The sequence below is a fragment of the Streptomyces dryopteridis genome (assembly GCF_049606955.1).
Taxonomy (GTDB): domain Bacteria; phylum Actinomycetota; class Actinomycetes; order Streptomycetales; family Streptomycetaceae; genus Streptomyces.
Genome location: NZ_CP187113.1, coordinates 5674252 through 5693022 on the forward strand (window position 1 = coordinate 5674252; position 18771 = coordinate 5693022).

19 protein-coding genes are annotated in these 18771 nt (G+C 73.4%); 10 read left to right on the plus strand and 9 right to left on the minus strand.

The features are described 5' to 3' along the window. Positions 1-57: 57 nt before the first annotated feature. Genes ACN20G_RS24565 through ACN20G_RS24590 form a run of 6 tightly spaced genes read right to left on the minus strand, consistent with a single transcriptional unit; the run spans position 58 to position 5742 of the window. Positions 58-1320 (minus strand): cytochrome P450 family protein, encoded by a 1263-nt coding sequence (locus ACN20G_RS24565; RefSeq protein ID WP_424214978.1) that lies wholly within the window; start codon positions 1318-1320, stop codon positions 58-60. Continuing rightward, positions 1317-2558, minus strand: coding sequence for a cytochrome P450 (locus ACN20G_RS24570; RefSeq protein WP_424214979.1), 1242 nt, complete (start codon positions 2556-2558; stop codon positions 1317-1319). The genes ACN20G_RS24565 and ACN20G_RS24570 overlap by 4 nt, the downstream gene beginning before the upstream one ends. Beyond that, positions 2555-3190, minus strand: a complete 636-nt coding sequence (locus ACN20G_RS24575) for a GTP-binding protein (protein ID WP_424214980.1) — start codon at positions 3188-3190, stop codon at positions 2555-2557. Before ACN20G_RS24575 ends, ACN20G_RS24570 begins: the two co-directional genes overlap by 4 nt. Further along, on the minus strand, positions 3171-3527 hold the full coding sequence (locus tag ACN20G_RS24580; RefSeq protein ID WP_424214981.1) for a DUF742 domain-containing protein: 357 nt from the start codon (positions 3525-3527) through the stop codon (positions 3171-3173). The genes ACN20G_RS24575 and ACN20G_RS24580 overlap by 20 nt, the downstream gene beginning before the upstream one ends. Then, complete coding sequence (locus ACN20G_RS24585) at positions 3524-3925, minus strand: roadblock/LC7 domain-containing protein (protein ID WP_424214982.1); 402 nt, start codon at positions 3923-3925, stop codon at positions 3524-3526. The genes ACN20G_RS24580 and ACN20G_RS24585 overlap by 4 nt, the downstream gene beginning before the upstream one ends. Beyond that, positions 3922-5742, minus strand: a complete 1821-nt coding sequence (locus ACN20G_RS24590; RefSeq protein WP_424214983.1) for an ATP-binding protein — start codon at positions 5740-5742, stop codon at positions 3922-3924. The genes ACN20G_RS24585 and ACN20G_RS24590 overlap by 4 nt, the downstream gene beginning before the upstream one ends. 282 nt (positions 5743-6024) lie before the next feature. Here ACN20G_RS24590 and ACN20G_RS24595 point away from each other — a divergent pair, with 282 nt between their 5' ends. Both ACN20G_RS24595 and ACN20G_RS24600 read left to right on the plus strand, forming a co-directional pair. Beyond that, positions 6025-6243 (plus strand): hypothetical protein, encoded by a 219-nt coding sequence (locus ACN20G_RS24595; RefSeq protein ID WP_424214984.1) that lies wholly within the window; start codon positions 6025-6027, stop codon positions 6241-6243. A 151-nt stretch (positions 6244-6394) separates the two neighbouring features. Next, positions 6395-6979, plus strand: coding sequence for a hypothetical protein (locus tag ACN20G_RS24600; protein ID WP_424214985.1), 585 nt, complete (start codon positions 6395-6397; stop codon positions 6977-6979). A 209-nt stretch (positions 6980-7188) separates the two neighbouring features. Here the strand turns inward: ACN20G_RS24600 and ACN20G_RS24605 are convergent, their stop codons facing one another. Together ACN20G_RS24605 and ACN20G_RS24610 are read right to left on the minus strand one after the other, a co-directional pair. Next, positions 7189-7557, minus strand: a complete 369-nt coding sequence (locus ACN20G_RS24605) for a PRC-barrel domain-containing protein (protein ID WP_424214986.1) — start codon at positions 7555-7557, stop codon at positions 7189-7191. 55 nt (positions 7558-7612) lie between these two features. After that, the gene (locus ACN20G_RS24610) at positions 7613-7777 is read right to left on the minus strand and encodes a hydrophobic protein (protein ID WP_424214987.1); all 165 of its coding nucleotides are present in this window, start codon (positions 7775-7777) and stop codon (positions 7613-7615) included. 181 nt (positions 7778-7958) lie between these two features. Here ACN20G_RS24610 and ACN20G_RS24615 point away from each other — a divergent pair, with 181 nt between their 5' ends. The 4 genes from ACN20G_RS24615 (at position 7959) to argG (ending at position 12815) form a co-directional block, all read left to right on the plus strand. Next, complete coding sequence (locus tag ACN20G_RS24615) at positions 7959-9404, plus strand: glyceraldehyde-3-phosphate dehydrogenase (RefSeq protein ID WP_424214988.1); 1446 nt, start codon at positions 7959-7961, stop codon at positions 9402-9404. Between the two features lie 228 nt (positions 9405-9632). Then, positions 9633-10496, plus strand: a complete 864-nt coding sequence (locus ACN20G_RS24620) for a metallophosphoesterase family protein (RefSeq protein WP_424214989.1) — start codon at positions 9633-9635, stop codon at positions 10494-10496. Then, positions 10493-11158: a 4'-phosphopantetheinyl transferase family protein gene (locus tag ACN20G_RS24625; protein WP_424214990.1), complete on the plus strand. Its 666-nt coding sequence runs from the start codon at positions 10493-10495 to the stop codon at positions 11156-11158. Before ACN20G_RS24620 ends, ACN20G_RS24625 begins: the two co-directional genes overlap by 4 nt. Before the next feature lie 238 nt (positions 11159-11396). Next, complete coding sequence (gene argG / locus ACN20G_RS24630; RefSeq protein WP_424214991.1) at positions 11397-12815, plus strand: argininosuccinate synthase; 1419 nt, start codon at positions 11397-11399, stop codon at positions 12813-12815. A 103-nt stretch (positions 12816-12918) separates the two neighbouring features. Here the strand turns inward: argG and ACN20G_RS24635 are convergent, their stop codons facing one another. Then, positions 12919-13944 carry an amino acid ABC transporter permease gene (locus ACN20G_RS24635; RefSeq protein WP_424214992.1) on the minus strand — a complete coding sequence of 342 codons (1026 nt, stop codon included), beginning with the start codon at positions 13942-13944 and terminating at the stop codon, positions 12919-12921. A 669-nt stretch (positions 13945-14613) separates the two neighbouring features. On the opposite strand from ACN20G_RS24635, the gene ACN20G_RS24640 reads away from it, so the two are divergent. The 4 genes from ACN20G_RS24640 to ACN20G_RS24655 all read left to right on the plus strand — a co-directional run bounded on the left by ACN20G_RS24640 (position 14614) and on the right by ACN20G_RS24655 (position 18750). Beyond that, positions 14614-15765 carry an LLM class flavin-dependent oxidoreductase gene (locus ACN20G_RS24640; RefSeq protein WP_424214993.1) on the plus strand — a complete coding sequence of 384 codons (1152 nt, stop codon included), beginning with the start codon at positions 14614-14616 and terminating at the stop codon, positions 15763-15765. Between the two features lie 68 nt (positions 15766-15833). After that, positions 15834-16823, plus strand: coding sequence for an ABC transporter substrate-binding protein (locus ACN20G_RS24645; RefSeq protein ID WP_424214994.1), 990 nt, complete (start codon positions 15834-15836; stop codon positions 16821-16823). A gap of 38 nt (positions 16824-16861) precedes the next feature. Continuing rightward, positions 16862-17614 carry an amino acid ABC transporter ATP-binding protein gene (locus tag ACN20G_RS24650; RefSeq protein WP_424215667.1) on the plus strand — a complete coding sequence of 251 codons (753 nt, stop codon included), beginning with the start codon at positions 16862-16864 and terminating at the stop codon, positions 17612-17614. Positions 17615-17673: 59 nt separating this feature from the next. Then, on the plus strand, positions 17674-18750 hold the full coding sequence (locus ACN20G_RS24655; protein ID WP_424214995.1) for an LLM class flavin-dependent oxidoreductase: 1077 nt from the start codon (positions 17674-17676) through the stop codon (positions 18748-18750). Positions 18751-18771 lie beyond the last annotated feature (21 nt).

Below are 18771 nucleotides of genomic sequence, written 5' to 3' on the forward strand. Positions count from 1 at the left end.
CGGGCGGGCCCCGGTGGGGGCGTGCCGGCTTCGGACCGCCGGGCGGTCCCGAGGGGATCAGACCAGGTGGACCGGGAGGTCGAAGAGGTCGTTCTGGGTCACGATCGGCTTGTTGCGCAGGCCCTCGGGGCCCACCGCGAGCCGCAGCCCGGGGAAGCGCGCGTACAGGGCGGGCAGCGCGATGGACGCCTCCAGCCGGGACAGGGCCGCGCCGGGGCAGACGTGCGGGCCGTGACCGAAGGAGATGTGCCGGTTGGGGGTGCGGGTCACATCGAAGGAGCCCGCGTTCTCGCCGTGCTGCTCCTCGTCGCGGCCGATGGCGCCGAAGGAGACGATCAGGCCCTCGCCCTTGGGCAGGATCCGGTCGCCGACCTCCACGTCCTCGCTCGCGAAGCGGATCAGCACGTGGGAGGTCGGGGTGGCCCAGCGCAGGGTCTCCTCGATCACGTTCTCCCACGGCACCTCGCCCTTGAGCACCAGTTCGCGCTGCTCGGGGTGGGTCTCCAGGGCCACGACCGCGTTCACGATCAGGCTGATGGTGGTCTCGTGGCCGGCGGCGACCATGAGCTGGAGGGTGTTGACGATCTCCTGGGTGCTGAGGCTGTCGCCGTTCTCGGAGGCCGCCAGCAGGGCGCTGGTGAGGTCGTCGCCGGGCTCCGCGCGCTTCTGCTCGGTGATCCGGGTGAACAGCGTGGCCAGGTCCGCCATCATCTGCGGGACCTCGGCCGGCGGGGTCTGGGTCGAGAAGAACTTCTCGAACAGTTCCTTCATCAGCGGGTGGTCGGCGGAGTCCAGGCCCATCAGGTCGCTGACGATGGCCATCGGCAGCGGCCAGGCGAACGCGGCCTTGAGGTCGATCGCCTCGCCGGGGCCCGCGGCCTCGGCGGCGGCCGCGGCCTCGTCCAGGAAACGGTCGGTGAGTTCGGCGATCCGCTCGCGCAGCCGCTCCACCCGGCGCACGGTCAGCGCCTGGGCGACCAGGGCACGCAGCCGCCGGTGCTCGTCCCCGTCCACCGTCAGCATCGACCTGCCGGGGTTGGCCAGGCCGATCAGCGGCCAGTCCAGGGGTATCTCGCCGCGGGTCCAGGCACCCCAGACCTCGATGTCCTTGACGATCCGCGGGTCGGTGAGCAGCTTGCGGGCCTCGGCGTGCCGGGTGACGGCGTACACCGGCACCCCGCCCGGCAGGATCACGCGGGCCAGCGGGCCGGCCTCGCGCAGGGCGGCGCTCTCGGCGTCGAGGTCGGTGACGAAGGGGTCCAGCGCGATCGGCGCGGGCAGGCCGGCGGCCCCCGCGGTGTGGTCGTACGGGCACGTCATCGAATGGCTCCTAGGGCGGGGGTCGGGGTGTACGTGACGGGCAGTGCTGTCAGGCCCCGCAGCCAGGGGGAGGGCCGGCGGGTCAACGACTCCGCCGGCACCGCGAGGTCCACATCGGGCAGTCGGTCCAGGAGCACCTCGATCCCGGTCCTGGCGATGACCTCCGCCACCTCCTGGGCCGGGAAGGGACAACGGTGCTCGCCGTGTCCGAAGGAGAAGAACGCGTTGTTCCCGCCGGTGAGGGCGGACGCGTCGGTGCGGACGTGGGGGTCGGTGTTGGCGGCGGCCAGCCCGAGCAGGAGGAGTTCCCCCGCCGGGATGTGCCGGCCGCCGAGCTTGGTGTCGCGGGAGGTCCAGCGCCCCGCCACGTTCTGGGTGGGGGTGTCCTCCCACAGCACCTCGTTCATGGCCTCGCCGACGCTGTGCCGGCCGCCCGCGAGGGAGGCGGCGAAGCGGTCGTCGGTGAGCATCAGGCGCAGCGAGTTGCCGATCCAGTCGGCGGTGGGCTGGTGGCCGGCGGCCATCATCACCATCAGGTCCTGGGCCACCTCCTCGACGGTGAACCCGGAGCGGTTGGCGAGCATGTGCGAGGCCACGTCGTCGGCCGGGGCCTCGCCCTTGGCGGCGAGCAGCGCGAACATCGACTCCGCGAGGTGTTGCTGCCCGGCCAGGGCCCCCTCCCGCCCGTTGATCATGTCGTTCATCGCGGAGACCAGGCCGGGTCCCTGGGCGTCGGAGAAGCCGTAGATCCGGGCCAGCACGCGCAGCGGCAGCCGCATCGCGTACTCGGCGACGATGTCGGACTCGCCCTTCTCGCAGAGCTCGTCGATCAGTTCGTCGGCGAAGCGCTCGGCGTGCGCCCGCAGTTCGAAGGGGTCCACCGACTCCAGGGCCTCGGAGATCATCCCGGCCCGTTCGCGGTGGCGTTCGCCGACGGTGTAGAGGATGGACGGCTGGCGGTGGCCGATCATCGGCAGCAGCGGCCAGTCGGCCGGGATGTTCGGCCACTGGTTCCACAGCTCGGAGTCCCGGGAGAACAGCACGGGGTCGCTGGTGACCTGGTGCAGTTCGCGGTAGCCCAGCACCAGCCAGGCCGGCACGTTCCCCTCCAGGACCACCGGGGCCACCGGCCCGTGGTCCCGCCGCAGGTCCCGGTACAGGCCGATGGGGTCGGTCTGGAACCGCGGTCCGCTCAGCGGGACGGCCGAACGCGCGGGGCAGGAATCGGGGGTGGTCACGCGGTGGGCTCCGGGATCTTCGAAAGCTGGGCGGCGACGGTGGACTGGAGGTACTCGACGAGGGAGATCAGGACCTCCTTGCCGGAGGCGCGCGACCGCGCGTCGCAGAGGACCAGCGGGACCTCCGCGCCGAGGTCGAGGGCCTCGCGGATCTGCTCCGGGGTGTGGGCGGGGCCGCCGAAGTCGTTGACGGCGACCACGAAGGGGGTGCCGTGGTGTTCCAGCCGGTCGATCGCGTACCAGGAGTCGGCGAGCCGGCGGGTGTCCACGAGGACCACCGCGCCGAGGGTGCCCGCGAACAGGCGGTCCCACAGGAACCAGAAACGTTCCTGCCCGGGGGCGCCGAACAGGTAGAGCACGTTGCGCCGGTCCAGGGTGATGCGACCGAAGTCGAAGGCCACGGTGGTGGCGGTCTTCCCGGCCACCCCCGCCGTGTCGTCCACCTCCGCGCCCGCCTGGGTCATGGTCTCCTCGGTGTTCAGCGGCCGGATCTCGCTCACCGAACGCACGAGGGTGGTCTTGCCCACGCCGAAACCGCCGACGATGACGATCTTGAGACCGCTGTCGGCGGTGGGCGCCAGCGCGGTGCGACCGGCGGGGAGGTGGCCGGGGTCAGAGGTTGCGGAGTCCAACGAGCACCTGCTCCAGGATGTCGGGATCGGGAAGGCGGTACGCCGCCACGCGCGGGTGCCGGGCGCTGACGCGCCCGGTGTCCAGGAGATCGGCCAGCAGGATGCGGGTGATGGACACCGGGAGCCGCAGCTCCGCCGCGATCTCCACGACGGCCGTCGGGAACCGGCACAGCCGCAGGATCGTGGCGTGCTCGGACTGCATGCCCGGGGTCGGATCGCATTCGGCGACCACGAGGGTCACCAGGTCGAAGGCGTCCGAACCGGAGCTGCTGCGGCCCCCGGTGAGGGTGTAGAAGCGGTCGGGTGCGTCGTCCCGGCCCGGCCTGGGCCGACTCATCCCCGGGGCCTGGCGATCAGGTGCTCGCCGAGCTGCTCCACCAGTTCGGACATGTTGTGCCCGACGAGTCCGGCGTCCGCGTCCTCGGCGGCCACCAGCGCCAGGTGGGCGCCCTCGCCGGCCTCCACGATGAACAGGATCCCGCCGTAGAACTCGGCCATCGCCGAGCGCACCCCGCCGGTGCCGTCGCCGAACTCGACGGACGCGCCGTGCGAGAGGCTCTGGATGCCGGCGGCGATGGCCGCGAGTTGATCGGCCTGGTCGACGGAGAGCTCGGGGGTGCGGCAGAGCTTGAGCCCGTCCCGCGACAGGACGAGGGCGTGCCGGGCGCCGGGGGTGCGCTCCAGCAGGCCCTCCAGGAGCCAGCCGAGGGTCTCGTCGGTGGTGGTGCCGGTCATCGGGGATCGCCTTCCGGGTGAGTCGGGGTCTGCGGGGACGGGGCCGGGGAGTGCTCCGGTCCCGGTTCCGGCTCGGACTCGGACCCGGGCGTCGGGCGGGCGGAGGCGCCGCGCACGGCCTGGCGGAAGCTGCCGAAGCGGGCCACCGAGCGGGAGGGGGAGGGTGCGGGGGTCCGGTCGGACCGGGGGCCGGCGTCGGGGCCGTCGGGGTGCGCGGCGGCCAGGGCCCTGCCGCGCCGGCGGCGCGGCAGGCCCGATTCCCCGTACTCGACGTCCGGGTCGCCGGCGGTGTCCGGGCCCGCCGGCTCCGGCGCGTCGGCCACGGGCGCGGGGGCCGGCGGCGCGGGGTCCTCGGCCGGCGGCCGGCGCCGGGTGGAGGTGCGGGTGGGCAGGTCGGGCAGGCCCTGCTCCTCGCGCCCGGTGTGCGTGCGGTCGGCCTCGCCGGCGGTCTCGGGCGCGGCCTCGGCGCGGGGGCGGGCGGAGCCGGTGTCGGGGACGCGGGGCGCGGGCACGCGGGTCAGCGCGGGGCGCGCGGCGGGTGCCTCGGGGCTCTCGCGACGGGGCGCCGGCAGCGCGGGCCGGGCGGCGGGCCGGGGGTCGGCGGGCCGTTCGGGGGCCGGCGCGGGCGCGGGGGCCTCGGTGATCAGCTCGGCGGGCAGCCGCAGCAGGGCGCCGGTGCCGCCGCGCGCGGAGGGGCGGAAGGAGACGGCGAGGTTGTGCTTGCGGGCCAGCCGGCCGACGACCGCGAGCCCGAGACGGGTTCCGGACAGGCCGGCGAGGTCGGTGTTCTCCCCGCCGACGGCGGCCTCGGCGCGCCGCAACTGCACGTCGCTCATGACCAGGCCGCTGTCCTCGATCGTGATGACGACCCCGACCGGGACCTCCTCCACGTACACGTGCACCTCGGCCGTGGGCGGGGAGAAGTTGGCGGCGTTGTCCATGAGTTCGGCCAGCGCGTGCATGACGCCCTCGGCGGCGTGGCCGGCGACGGCGGCGGTGCAGGTGGAGTGCAGGCGGACGCGCTGGTAGCCGCCGATGCGGCCCATCGCGCCGCGCAGGATGGACTCCATGACGATCGGTCGGGCCCAGCGGCGGCCCGAGCGGGCGCCGGTGAGCACGGCGATGGAGTCGGCGAGCCGGCCCGCCTGGGCGGTGCGGTGATCGAGGTGTAGGAGGTCGCCGAGCACCTCCTCGTCGGCGTGCCGGTGCTCCATGTCGCGCAGGTCCGCGAGCATTCCGGTGGCCAGGGCCTGCATGCGGCCGGCGGCGTTGGCGGCGGCGGCCATGGCGGCGGCCCGGCCGGACTCGGCGCGGCGCAGGTCGGCGCCGAGCCGTTCGCGGGTGGTGGCCTGGGCGGTGACCAGCGCGTCCAGCTCGGCGGTCTGGGCCAGCACCAGCCGGTCCAGCGCCTCGGCGTGCTCGGCCTCGGCGCGGGCGCGCTCGGCGTGGTGGGCGGCGGTCAGCCGGTCCAGTTCGGCGCTGCGGGCGGCCGCGGTCTCGGCCCGTTCGGCGGCGTGGGCCGCGTGGAACCGGGCGGCCTCGGCGCCCAACAGCCCGAGCCGGGCCTCACGGGAGGCGAGTTCCTCGGTGAGCCGGGCGGCCCGGCGGCGCAGCTCGCGACGGGTGTGCCAGGACCAGGTCAGGGCGCACGCGGCGAGGGCCAGCAGCAGGGTCCCGGCGCCGGCGAACCAGCCGAGGGGGAGACGGACGGCTTCGGGGGCCGCGGCCACCGCCGCCGTCGATATCGCGCCGCCCACGGCCGAGGTGGCCACGAGGGCGAGGGCGGAAGGGCGAAGGGGTGAGGGCGACGCCGTCATCAATGAAAGCCTCATACCGGGCGCAAATGGAAGAGAACGTTCCTGGGTAACGAGGAGTCACTATAGGAGAGTTGTTGATCGATTTGGAAAGTTCTCGTTCGGTATTCCTCGCCACGGTGACCGAAAAAACGGGATGTCACCGGATCTGTCGGCACAAACCGGCCGAGGGTGTGGTCGGGATCTCTCCGCGCCCGTGAGACGGTGCCGGGTGACGATGCGCCAGAGAGCGTCTGTTTTCAGCCGGCTGACGACGCGTCGGCCGCGTGGCGGAACGGGGGAGCGATGAACGGGTGGGGACCCACCGCACGGGACCGGGTGCTCGTGGGCGTCGACGCCCTGGTGATCGCGGCCCTGGCCGCCGCGGGCGTGGCCGACCTCTACGGGCCGTGGTGGTGGCAGCTCGTCGCCGTCCTCCTCGTCGGCCTCTTCGCCTCCGACGCCGGCGACCGGGTCCGCCGCCGGCGCGCGCCCGAACCCCCCGAAACCCCCGAAGGGCACTGAGGCGCGCGAGCCCCCGCGCGGGCCGGCGGCACGTCAGGAAGGCGTCAGATCCCGCCCCGCGCACGTCAGGGACGCGTCAGCGCCGCCGCCGGCACCCGCTCCCCGGGGGTTCCATGGGGGAGTCGACCCCGCCGGGACGAAGGGAGCCCCCATGCGACGCGCCCCGCGCCACGCCACCACCCACCCCGCCCGGTCCGCGCCCGCCCGCGCGGACCGACCGGCGCACCGCCCCCGCCCCGTGCGCCGCGACCCCCGACCCGAACGGCGCGTCGCCCTGGGACTGGCCGCCCTGACGCCGACCCTCCTGAACGCCGTGGACCTCATGGCCGGCCGGGCGCACCCGACCAGGGCCCTGGGTTGGTGCGCGCTGGGCCTGCTGGTCCTGGCCGTCCTGTGGCCCGCCCGCGTCGAACTCGCCCCCGGCCGGCTCCTCGTGCGCGGCCTCCTGGTCCGCCGCGCCCTGCGCACCGACCGCGTCACCGGCCTCGCGCTGTCCGAGGGCCTCGTCCCGCGCCTGCTGCTGCGCGACGCCGACGGCCGGCGCGCCGCCCTCGACCCGGCCCTCCTCGTCGAGCAACCCCGGGCCTGGGCCGTGCTCGACGCGGACCTCCGCGCGAGCGAGGCCGCGGGCGCCCTGCGCACCGGGACCGCCGACCTCGCGACCCTGCGCCGACGGGTGGAGCGGGCCACGCTGGAACGAATGGCGACCCTGCCGACCCACCCCGGGCAGGGCTGAGCCGGGCCGAGACGGGTCGGGGCGGGCTGAGGGGAGGCGGCGGAATTCCGGTTGCCCGGCCGCGAGGGCGGTGCCCCCGCCGCCGTGCCGGCCCCGATGCGCACCGCCCGCGACCTGCCGGGCCGGAACACGGCGGGCCGGAACGCGGCGGCGCCCCGGCCCCCCGAGGAAGGAGGGGCCGGGGCGCGGTCCGCGCGGCCGGGGGAAGGTCAGCCGATCGGTCCGCCGAAGGGGCCCACGGCTCCGTAGTGCCGGGTGACGTCGAGCTTGTAGCCGGGGTCGGCGAGGTGGGTGTCGCGGTGGAACTCGGGGGCCGCCTTGATCTGCTCCTTGGTGCGGTCCACGTGCACCGTGCGCTCCTCGGCGTCCACGCGCGTGACCGTGCCCGCCGGCAGCAGCACCTCCTTGCCGAAGATCCACACTCCGGTGTCGACGACCAGGTAGGCGTCGGACACCTCGTGCGAGTGCTTGTCGACGTGGCCGATCGTGCCGTCCACGGCGTGCACCGTGTAGCCGGTGAGGTCGGCGCCGTCGGGATGGACGATCCCGGAGCGGTACTTCCACGCGTCGTCGGTCATCGGGTGAACTCCTCCTGTGGGGACGGGGCGTACGGGGGGGCCTGCTCGGGGTCGGCTACCAGCGGTACCAGCGGCCGCCACCGCCCGAGCGGGGCTTGGCGACGAAGCCGATCAGCCACAGCACCAGGACGGCCAGGGCCACCCACCAGAGCAGCTTCACGGCGAAGCCGGCGCCGAACAGGACCAGGACGAGCAGAAGAACGAGCAAAAGGGGAACCATCGTGTGCACCTCCGATCCGCCGCCTGCCCGCCGAACGCCCGTTCACGCGCCGCGGTGCGGAATTCCTCGCGGGCCGGCGCCGTGGATCCGAAGGCGGAATCGGGGTTCGGGGGCACCCCCTGAAAGATCCATTCGCCGTGGGGCTAGCATGTGAGCGCTGCCTAGCTCGAAAGAGAATCTTGTGACTGTCAACGAGGACTCGTTCACCAACTGGAAGACCCGCGAGGAGATCGCGGAGTCGATGATCCCGATCATCGGGAAGCTGCACCGGGAGCAGGACGTCACCGTGCTGCTGTACAGCCGCTCCCTGGTGAACAAGTCGGTGGTCAGCATCCTCAAGACCCACCGCTTCGCCCGGCAGATCGCCTCCGAGGAGCTGTCGGTCACCGAGACGATGCCCTTCCTGCGGGCCCTGACCACCCTCGACCTGGGCCCCTCCCAGATCGACATCGGCCTGCTCGCCGCCCAGTGGAAGACCGACCCGCGCGGTCTGTCGGTGGAGGAGTTCACCGCCGAGGCCGTGGCCGGCGCCACCGGCGAGAACAAGATCGAGTGCCGGACCTCCCGTGACGTGGTCCTCTACGGCTTCGGCCGGATCGGCCGCCTCGTGGCCCGGCTCCTGATCGAGAAGACCGGTTCGGGCAACGGCCTGCGCCTGCGCGCCATCGTGGTCCGCAAGGGCGGCGAGGCCGACCTGGTCAAGCGCGCCTCCCTGCTGCGCCGCGACTCCATCCACGGCCAGTTCCAGGGCACCATCACCGTGGACGAGGCCACCGACACGATCATCGCCAACGGCAACGAGATCAAGGTCATCTACGCCTCGGACCCCTCCGAGATCGACTACACGGCGTACGGGATCTCCGACGCCATCCTGATCGACAACACGGGCCGCTGGCGGGACCGCGAGGGCCTCTCGCAGCACCTGCGCCCCGGCATCGAGAAGGTCGTGCTGACCGCCCCCGGCAAGGGCGACGTGCCCAACATCGTGCACGGCGTGAACCACGACACGATCAAGCCGGACGAGCAGGTCATCTCCTGCGCCTCCTGCACCACCAACGCGATCGTCCCGCCGCTCAAGGCGATGGCCGACGAGTACGGGGTGCTGCGCGGCCACGTGGAGACCGTCCACTCGTTCACCAACGACCAGAACCTGCTGGACAACTACCACAAGGCCGACCGTCGGGGCCGCTCCGCGCCGCTCAACATGGTCATCACCGAGACCGGCGCCGCCTCCGCCGTCGCCAAGGCCCTCCCGGACCTCAAGGCGCCGATCACCGGCAGCTCCATCCGCGTGCCCGTCCCGGACGTGTCCATCGCGATCCTCAGCCTGCGCCTGGGCCGCGAGACCACCCGCGACGAGGTGCTGGAGTACCTGCGCGAGGTCTCCCTGACCTCCCCGCTCAAGCGCCAGATCGACTTCACCGGTGCCCCCGACGCCGTCTCCAGCGACTTCATCGGCTCCCGGCACGCCTCCATCGTGGACGCCGGCGCCACCAAGGTCGACGGGGACAACGCGATCCTCTACCTCTGGTACGACAACGAGTTCGGCTACTCCTGCCAGGTCATCCGGGTCGTGCAGCACGTCTCGGGCGTCGAGTACCCGACCTTCCCGGCGGTCCGCGACTGACCGGGACGCCCCGCACCCCGCCCGCCCCGACGCGCCAAGGCCCCCCGGCCCGGCGCGCCGGGGCGCGGCGCGTTCCGGGGTGATCGTCGTACCCTTCCGGACAAGAGTTTTTCGAGTCGGGGGGTCGGCTCGCGCGACAGCAGGTCACGCCGGGCCGGCCGACACACCCCGGTCGCCCGTCCGCGACCGGCGCCGCGCCCGCTCCCCACCACCCGAAGGGAGCGAGACGTGACCGCCCGAAACCTGCTGGCCGTCAGCGATCTGCACATCTCCTACGAGGACAACCGGACCCTGACGGAGTCCCTGAGACCGCACGGCGACGAGGACTGGCTGATCGTCGCCGGCGACGTGGGGGAGAAGTACTCCGACATCGAATGGGCCCTGAAACTCCTCGCCGACCGCTTCGCCAAGGTGATCTGGTCCCCCGGCAACCACGAACTGTGGAGCCATCCCAGCGACCCCTTCGAACCCCGGGGCGTGGCCCGCTACGAGCGGCTGGTCGAGATGTGCCGCGCGCTGGGCGTCCTGACCCCCGAGGACCCGTACGCGGTGTGGGAGGACCCGAAGGGCCCGATCAGCGTGGCCCCCCTGTTCCTGCTCTACGACTACTCCTTCCGCGCGCCCGGCGCCCGCACCGTCGAGGAGTCGCTGCGGATCGCGCACGACGCCGGGATCGTCTGCGCCGACGAGCACTTCCTGCACCCCGACCCCTATCCCGACCGCGCCTCCTGGTGCCGGGCCCGGGTGGCCTACAGCGAGGAGCGGCTCGCGGCCGTGCCGGCCGAGCACCGCACCGTGCTGATCAACCACTGGCCGATGACCCGGCACCCCACGCGGATCCTGCGCCACCCCGAGTTCGCCCAGTGGTGCGGCACCGAGCTCAGCGCCGACTGGCACGTGCGCCACCGCGCCGCCGAGGTCGTCTACGGGCACCTGCACATCCCCCGGGTCACCTGGCAGGACGGGGTCCGCTTCACCGAGGTCTCGGTGGGCTATCCGCGCGAATGGCGCCCGCGCGCCGAACCCCCCAAACTGCGCCGGATCCTGCCCACCGGGGCCCGTTCCGCCGACATCACCGGAGGTGCCCGGTGATCGGCGCGCTGCTGCCCGCGTCCGTGGCCACCGCCTGGCGCCCCGACGACGCCGAACAGCCGCCCCTGCACCCGGAGGAGGAGGCCGCGGTGGCCCGCTCGGTGGACTCCCGCCGGCGGGAGTTCACCACCGTGCGCGGTTGCGCCCGCGAGGCGCTCGGCCGGCTCGGGCTGCCGGCCTCGGCCGTGCCCTCCGGCCCGCGCGGCGAGCCGCTGTGGCCCCAGGGGGTGCGCGGCAGCATGACGCACTGCAAGGGCTACCGGGCGGCGGCCGTCACCGTGGACCCGTCGATCCTGTCGCTGGGCATGGACGCCGAGCCGGCCTTAGCCCTGCCGGACGGGTTCCTGCCCGGGGTGACCCTGCCCGAGGAGCTGGACCGGCTGCTGGCCACGGCGGCCGCGGTGCCCGGAGTTCCCTTCGACCGGCTGCTGTTCAGCGCCAAGGAGACCGTGTTCAAGGTCTGGTACCCGCTGGTGCGGCGCGGCCTGGAGTTCGAGGAGGCCGACGTGACGGTGGACCCGGACGGCACGTTCACCGCCCGGCTGCTGGTGCCCCCGCCCACCGTGGCCGGCCGGCCGCTGGACCGGGTGACGGGCCGGTGGCTCGTGCGCGACGGGTTGCTGATGACCGCCGCCGTGCACCGGGCGCCCGAGGCGGACTGATCCCGCGGCCCGGATCGGGGCGGATTCTGTGGATTCATCCCGGTTCGGGCCCTTCGGTTCCTCTGGGCACGGGGGCCTGTGGACAAGTGGTTCGCGCACGCGCCCGAAGCATGATCATGCACTCGGATGGTGGCCTCTCCCTCGCTCCGCGTGTTCGTGGCACCCGCCATTCGAGCATTTCACAGCAGTTTTCCGGAGGGGGTGGAGGAGAGCGCACACCGCCGGCTAGAATGCATACATGTCGAAGGTCCTGAATAAACTTCCAGTGGGTGAGCGCATCGGGATCGCCTTCTCCGGCGGTCTCGACACCTCCGTCGCCGTGGCGTGGATGCGTGAGCGCGGCGCGATCCCGTACGCCTACACGGCCGACATCGGCCAGTACGACGAACCGGACCTGTCCGACGTCCCCGCGCGCGGCCGTGCCTACGGCGCCGAGCAGGCCCGTCTCGTGGACTGCCGCGAACAGCTCGTCGAAGAGGGCCTCGCGGCCCTGGCCTGCGGCGCCTTCCACATCCGCTCGGCCGGCCAGGCATACTTCAACACCACCCCGCTCGGGCGCGCCGTCGTCGGCACCCTGCTGGTGCGCGCCATGCGCGAGGACGACGTCTCCATCTGGGGCGACGGATCCACCTACAAGGGCAACGACATCGAGCGGTTCTACCGCTACGGCCTGCTCGCCAACCCCGACCTGCGGATCTACAAGCCCTGGCTCGACCAGGAGTTCGTCACCGAACTCGGCGGCCGGCACGAGATGTCCGTCTGGCTCTCCGAGCGCACCCTGCCCTACCGGGACTCCACGGAGAAGGCGTACTCCACCGACGCCAACATCTGGGGCGCCACCCACGAGGCCAAGCGGCTGGAGTTCCTGGACACCTCCCTGGAGATCGTCCAGCCCATCATGGGCGTCCGCTTCTGGGACCCCGAGGTCGAGATCGCGACCGAGGACGTCACCGTCGAGTTCGAGCACGGCCGTCCGGTCCGGATCAACGGCCGCTCCTTCGACTCCGCCGTCGACCTCGTCCACGAGGCCAACACCATCGGCGGCCGGCACGGCCTGGGCATGTCCGACCAGATCGAGAACCGGATCATCGAGGCCAAGAGCCGCGGCGTCTACGAGGCCCCCGGCATGGCCCTGCTGCACCTGGCCTACGAGCGGCTCCTCAACGCGATCCACAACGAGGACACCCTCGCCATGTACCACACCGAGGGCCGCCGCCTCGGCCGGCTGCTCTACGAGGGCCGCTGGTTCGACCCGCAGGCCCTCATGCTCCGCGAGAGCCTCCAGCGCTGGGTGGGCTTCGCCGTCACCGGCAGCGTCACCGTCCGACTGCGGCGCGGCCAGGACTACACCGTCCTCGACACCCAGGGCCCGCACCTGAGCTACCACCCCGAGAAGCTCTCCATGGAGCGCACCGTCGACCCGGCCTTCGTGCCCGACGACCGCATCGGCCAGCTCACCATGCGCAACCTGGACATCGCCGACTCCCGCGAGAAGCTGGAGCAGTACGCCGCCCACGGCCGGCTCACCGCCTGGGGCGGCCTGATCGGCGACCTGCCCCCCGGCGGGGCGCGGGCCATCGCCGCCGGCGACCGCGAGGGCTCCACCGTCGACGCCGACGCCCTGGACCACGCCGCCATGGAGTCCGGCACCGACTGATCCGCGACGCGCACCGGACCCACCACGCCCGCGGGCCCGGGTGGACCGCCCCGACGAGGGGACGGCCCACCCGGGCCCGCGGCGCGTCCGGCCGGGCCCGGGCTCAGCCCTTCGTCAACGAGCCCCCCGCGTCACCGGCGGGCGCCGTCGCCCCCGCGCCCGGCCCCGGGCTCCCGCCGCGCAGCCGCTCGCGCAGCCGCCGGGTCGGCGACACCGGCAGCTCCCGCCCGCTGCCCCGCGCGTAGTACCGCTCCACGTGGTACTGCCCGAAGCTCAGCACCGTGGTCACCGCGATGTACCAGACGGTGGCCACCATCAGCAGCGGGATCACCTCGTACGTCTGGTTGTAGATCAACTGCACCGAGTACAGCAGGTCGTGCACGGCCAGCACGCTGACGATGCTCGTCCCCTTCAACGTGCCGATCAGCATGTTCCCGGCCGTCGGCACGATCGAACGCATCGCCTGCGGGATCACGATCCGCCGCAGCGTCCGCCCCCGCCCCAGCCCCAGGGCCTGCGCGGCCTCCGTCTGCCCCGCGTCCACCGACAGGATCCCGCCGCGCACCACCTCGGCCGCGTACGCCGTCTCGTGCAGGGTGAGACCGATCACGGCCGTCAGCGTCGGCCCCAGCAGGTTCACCGTCTTGACGCTCACGAACTCCGGGCCGAACGGGATGCCCAGCCCCAACGTCGGGTACAGCGCCCCGATGTTGAACCAGAACAGCAACTGCACCAGCAACGGCGTGGACCGGAAGATCCACACGTAACCCCAGCTCAGCGACGCCAGCACCGGGTTCGAGGAGAGTCGCATCACCGCCAGCACGGTCCCGAACAGGAAGCCCAGCACCATCACCACGGCCGTCAGCCACAGCGTCAGCACCAGCCCGTCCAACACGGCCGAGGTGCCGAAGTAGCGCACGACCACCCCCCACTGGAAGGCGTCGTTGCGCACCACCGACTGCACCACCAGCCCGAACACGGCCAGCGCCAGCGCCGCCGCCGACCAGCGGCCGACCCGGCGACGCGGCACGATCGCCAACTCGCCTTCGGGAGAGGCCCGTTCGGCACGGGGCGGCGGGGCGGGCGGGGCCGGGGGAGCGGCGGAGGACAGGGCGGGTGGCGTGGCCATGGGGAAGCACTCCAGGAGGGGATCGCGAACACGGGCGGAAGGCGCCGAGGACCCCGTCGGGGCCGTCGGACCGGGGTCGGGGAGCCGACCCCGCGGTCGTCACGCGCGCCGCGTCCCTCAACGCGACCGACGGGCCGCCACGCCGCGCGGGGACCCGTCACCTCGATCGTACGCGCGCACCGCGCCGCCCTGTCAACCGCCCGGTACCCGCCCAACGGGCCCGTGTGACCGGGAGATTGCGGCCGTGTGTCCCCTTCGTCAGGGACCGCCGCCGACCCCCGAACGGCCTTGACGCCACCCACCCGCTCCGGCTGAATGGACGGCATGAGCCCCCAGCCGCCCCTGGTCACCCGCGACCACATCGACTTCGGTCGCGTGTGGTCCGCGGCGTGTCGCGGCTGACCGCCACCCCCACCCCGGCGGACCGCCGATCCCCGATCGGCCCTTCCCTCACGTGACCCCCGCGACGCGCGAGGCGGCCCCACCGGCCCCTCGCCGCCCGCGACCTCACCCCCTCTCGGCCCGCCGGCCGCGCCCCGCCCGTCGTCACGCCGCGCCCGCACACCCGCCGCAGCCCCGCACGCCCCGCCCCGCACGCCCCGCACGCCCCGACGCCCGCACGGTCGACACCGCCGTGCCCGTCCGCGCCCACGAAAGGCCGGCCCACCCATGCCCGTGGAATTCCTCGGCATCGCCGCCACCAACGACGGCTCCGAGACCACCGCCCGATCCGGCGCCTCCTTCGACAAGGACTACACCCTCCGCCTCGCCCGCGCCCACGAGGACCACGGCTGGGACCGGGTCCTGTTCGCCTACGGCTCCGGCAGCCCCGACCCCGCGCCGGCCGCCGCGTACATCGCGAGCCGCCTGGACCGGCTCCAGATCCTCCTGGCCCACCGCCCCAACGTCTCGTACCCCACCTACGCCGCGAAGACCTTCGCGACCCTGGACCGGATCAGCGAGGGCCGGCTCACCGTCCACTTCATCACCGGCGGCAACGACCGCGAGCAGGGCCGCGAGGGCGACACCCTCACCAAGGACCAGCGCTACGCCCGCACCCGCGAGTACATCGAGATCGTCAAGCGGATCTGGACCACCCACGAGCCCTTCGACCACGAGGGCGAGCACTACCGCTTCCACGACTTCGTCAGCGACGTCTTCCCCGTCCAACAGCCCCGCCCGAACGTCTCCTTCGGCGGCTCCTCGCCCGCCGCCTACGCCGCGGGCGGAGCCGAGGCCGACGTGTACTGCCTGTGGGGCGAACCGCTGGCCGAGACCGCGCAGCAGATCGAGTCCGTCAAGGCCGCGGCGAAGGCCGCCGGTCGCACCGACACCCCCCGCATCCAGGTCGCCTTCCGGCCCATCATCGCGCCCACCGAGGAACTCGCCTGGGAGAAGGCCCACCGGACCCTCGGCCTGATCCGCGCCCGCCGGGGCGCCGGCGCCGGCGTGGACCGCCGCCACCAGAGCGGGGTCACCGAGACCCACGTGCCGGAGAACACGGGCTCCCGCCGGCTGCTGGCCGTGGCCGAGGCCGGCGAACGCCACGACCGCGCCCTGTGGACCCCCACCGCCGCCGCCACCGGCGGCGCCGGCAACTCCAACGCCCTGGTCGGCACCCCCGAGACCGTGGCCCAGGCCCTCCTCGACTACCACGACCTCGGCGTGGACATCCTCTCCGCCCGCGGCTACGACCTCCTCGGCGACGCCATCGACTTCGGCCGCCACGTCATCCCCCTGGTCCGCGAGGAGGTCGCCCGCCGCGACGCCGCCCGCGCCGCCAAGACCGCCGAGGCCGAACGCCTCACGGTGACCGCGTGAGACCCCAGGCCGGACCCCCCGGCCCGGCCCCCGACCCCGCCGCCCCGCTCCCGAAAGGCCCCCGACCCGTGACCCGCCCCGCCGCCGTCGCCGGCCGCGCCCGCCTCGCCGCGATCGCCGCCCTCACCCTGCTCCCGCTGTTCGCCGTCACCGCCTGCGGCTCCGGGAACACCGCCACCGGCGGCGCCGACAAGGCGGCCCCGGCCGGCGCCCAGGGCGGCGGACCCGCGCCCGCGTCCACCGACAACCCGGTGGCCGAGGTGAAGAAGGTCGACGCGATCGCCGCCCTGCTCCCCGCCGACGTGCGCGCCAAGGGCAGCCTGCGGATCGGGACCTCCGTCGGCGCCCCGCCCAGCGCGTACTACCCCAACGGGCAGGACAAGCCGCCGGCCGGCCAGGACATCGACCTCGCCGACGCCGCCGCCAAGGTCCTCGGCATCACCCTGGAGCGCCAGGACGCCTCCTTCGAGACGATCCTGCCCGCCCTCGGCAGCGGCAAGTACGACCTGGGCACCGGCAACTTCGGCGTCACCACCGAACGCCTCAAGACCATCGACTTCGTCACGTACATCAACGACGGCCAGGGCTTCGCCGTGAAGACCGGCGGCGACCGCCTGACCAAGCCGGTCAAGGACCTCACCGACCTGTGCGGCCTGATCGTCGGCACCGGCGCCGGCACCACCTTCGAGAAGACCCTCACCGCGAAGAAGGACGTCTGCGAGAAGGCCGGCAAGAAGCCCTACGAGGTGAAGGTGTTCTCCGACAACGGGGCCACCGTCTCCGCCCTGCGCCAGGGCCGCGTGGACACCGTCATGTCCACCATCAACGGGCTGCGTTACCAGGCATCCCAGCCCGCCGCCCAGACCACCTTCCTCGGTGAGTTCAAGCGCCTCGACGTGGGCTTCGCCTTCAAGAAGGGCACCCCGCTGGCCCCCGCGTTCCAGGCCGCCGTCAACGAACTCGTCAAGAACGGCACCTACGAGCGGATCCTGAGGAAGTGGGGCACCCAGGAGTCCGCCATCCCGAAGTCCGAGATCAACCCGGCCGAGCTCTCGTGACCGCCGGGACGGACACCACGCCGGACCCCGGGCCCTGGATGGTCGACGTGCGCGGGGTGCACAAGGACTTCGGCGCGCTCAGCGTACTGCGCGGGGTCGACCTGCGGGTGCGGGCCGGCGAGGTCACCGTCGTGCTCGGCCCCTCCGGCTCGGGCAAGTCCACCCTGCTGCGCACCGTCAACCACCTGGAGCGCCCCACCCGGGGCCGGGTGGAGGTGGACGGCGAGATCATCGGCTACCGGCGGGTCGGGGACACCCTGCACGAACTGCCCGCACGCGAGGTGCTGCGCCAACGCACCCGCATCGGCTTCGTGTTCCAGAACTTCAACCTCTTCCCGCACCTGACCGTGCTGGAGAACCTGGTCGAGGCCCCGATCGCCGTGCAGGGCCGCTCCCGCGCCGAGGCCGAGACCGCCGCCCGCGCCCTGCTGGACCGGGTGGGCCTGGCCGACAAGGCGGACACCCACCCCCGACAGCTCTCGGGCGGGCAGCAGCAGCGGGTCGCCATCGCCCGCGCGCTGGCCCTGGAACCCAAGGTGCTGCTCTTCGACGAACCGACCTCCGCCCTCGACCCCGAGCTGGTGGGGGAGGTGCTGTCGGTGATCAAGGACCTCGCGGACGGCGGCACCACCATGATCGTCGTCACCCACGAGATCGGCTTCGCCCGCGAGGTCGCCGACACCGTCGTGTTCATGGACGAGGGCGTGGTCGTCGAACAGGGCCCGCCCGAGCGCGTCCTGGACCACCCCGAGCACCCCCGCACCCGCGCCTTCCTCGCCAAGGTGCTCTGACCCGCCCCCGCCCCCTCCCCTCGCACCGCCCGCACCCCCGTCACGAGAGACGAGAGCCCGTGAGATTCCAGGTCCTGACCATCGTCGGGCACGCCCCGCACCCGCTGACCGGGGAGCTCGCGCCCGCCGCCGACCGGCTCGCCGAGGTCGTCGAGACCGGTGTCGAGGCCGAACGCCTCGGGTTCGACGCCTACGCCGTCGGCGAGCGGCACGCGGGCGCCTTCCTCTCCTCCAGCCCCTCCGTCCTGCTCGGCGCGCTCGCGGCCCGCACGAGCCGGATCCGGCTGCTCACGGGGGTCACCGTGGTCGCGATCCTCGACCCGGTCCGGGTCGCCGAGGAGTACGCCACCCTCGACCAGCTCTCCCGGGGCCGTGTCGAACTCGTCGTCGGCAAGGGCGCGGAGGCGGGGCACTTCGACCTGTTCGGGCTCGACGAGGACCTCCAGTGGGAGTACCAGGCCGAGAAGTACGAGCTGCTGCGGCGCCTGTGGCGCGAGGAGGACGTCACCTGGGAGGGTCGCTTCCGGCCCGCGCTGCGCGGGGTCACCACCGTCCCCCGCCCCTACGAGGGGCGCCCGCCCCGGGTCTGGCACGGCTCGGCGACCAGCCTCAACTCGCCCGAACTCGCCGCCCGCCACGGCGACCCGCTGTTCAGCGCCAACGCCATCCAGCCTCGCGCCGCCTACGCCCGACTCATCGAGCACTACCGCGAACGCTTCGAGGCCCACGGCCACGACCCGGCCCGCGCCTACGTGGGAGCCGGCTCCGGCGGGCTCTTCCTCGCCGACACCACGCAGGAGGCCATCGCCCGGTTCAAGGAGTTCTACGAGGCCAAGGTCCGCCAGACCCACCGCCCCCACCTGGAGGGCAAGGCCGGCTACAACACCCCGTTCACGACGGTGGAGGAGGCCGTCGCCGACGGGCCGCACCTGATCGGCAGCCCGCAGCAGGTGATCGACAAGATCCTGCGCTACCACGAGTCCTACCGGCACGACCTCCAGTCGATCACGGTGGACGGCTCCGGCCTGGGACTGCCCGAGCAGATCGAGCAACTGCGCCGGTTCGCCGAGGAGGTCGCCCCGGTGGTGCGCAAGGAGGCCCCGACCACCCTGTGGTCCGCGACCGACCCCGGCTGACGGGGGCGCCGGACGCGCCCG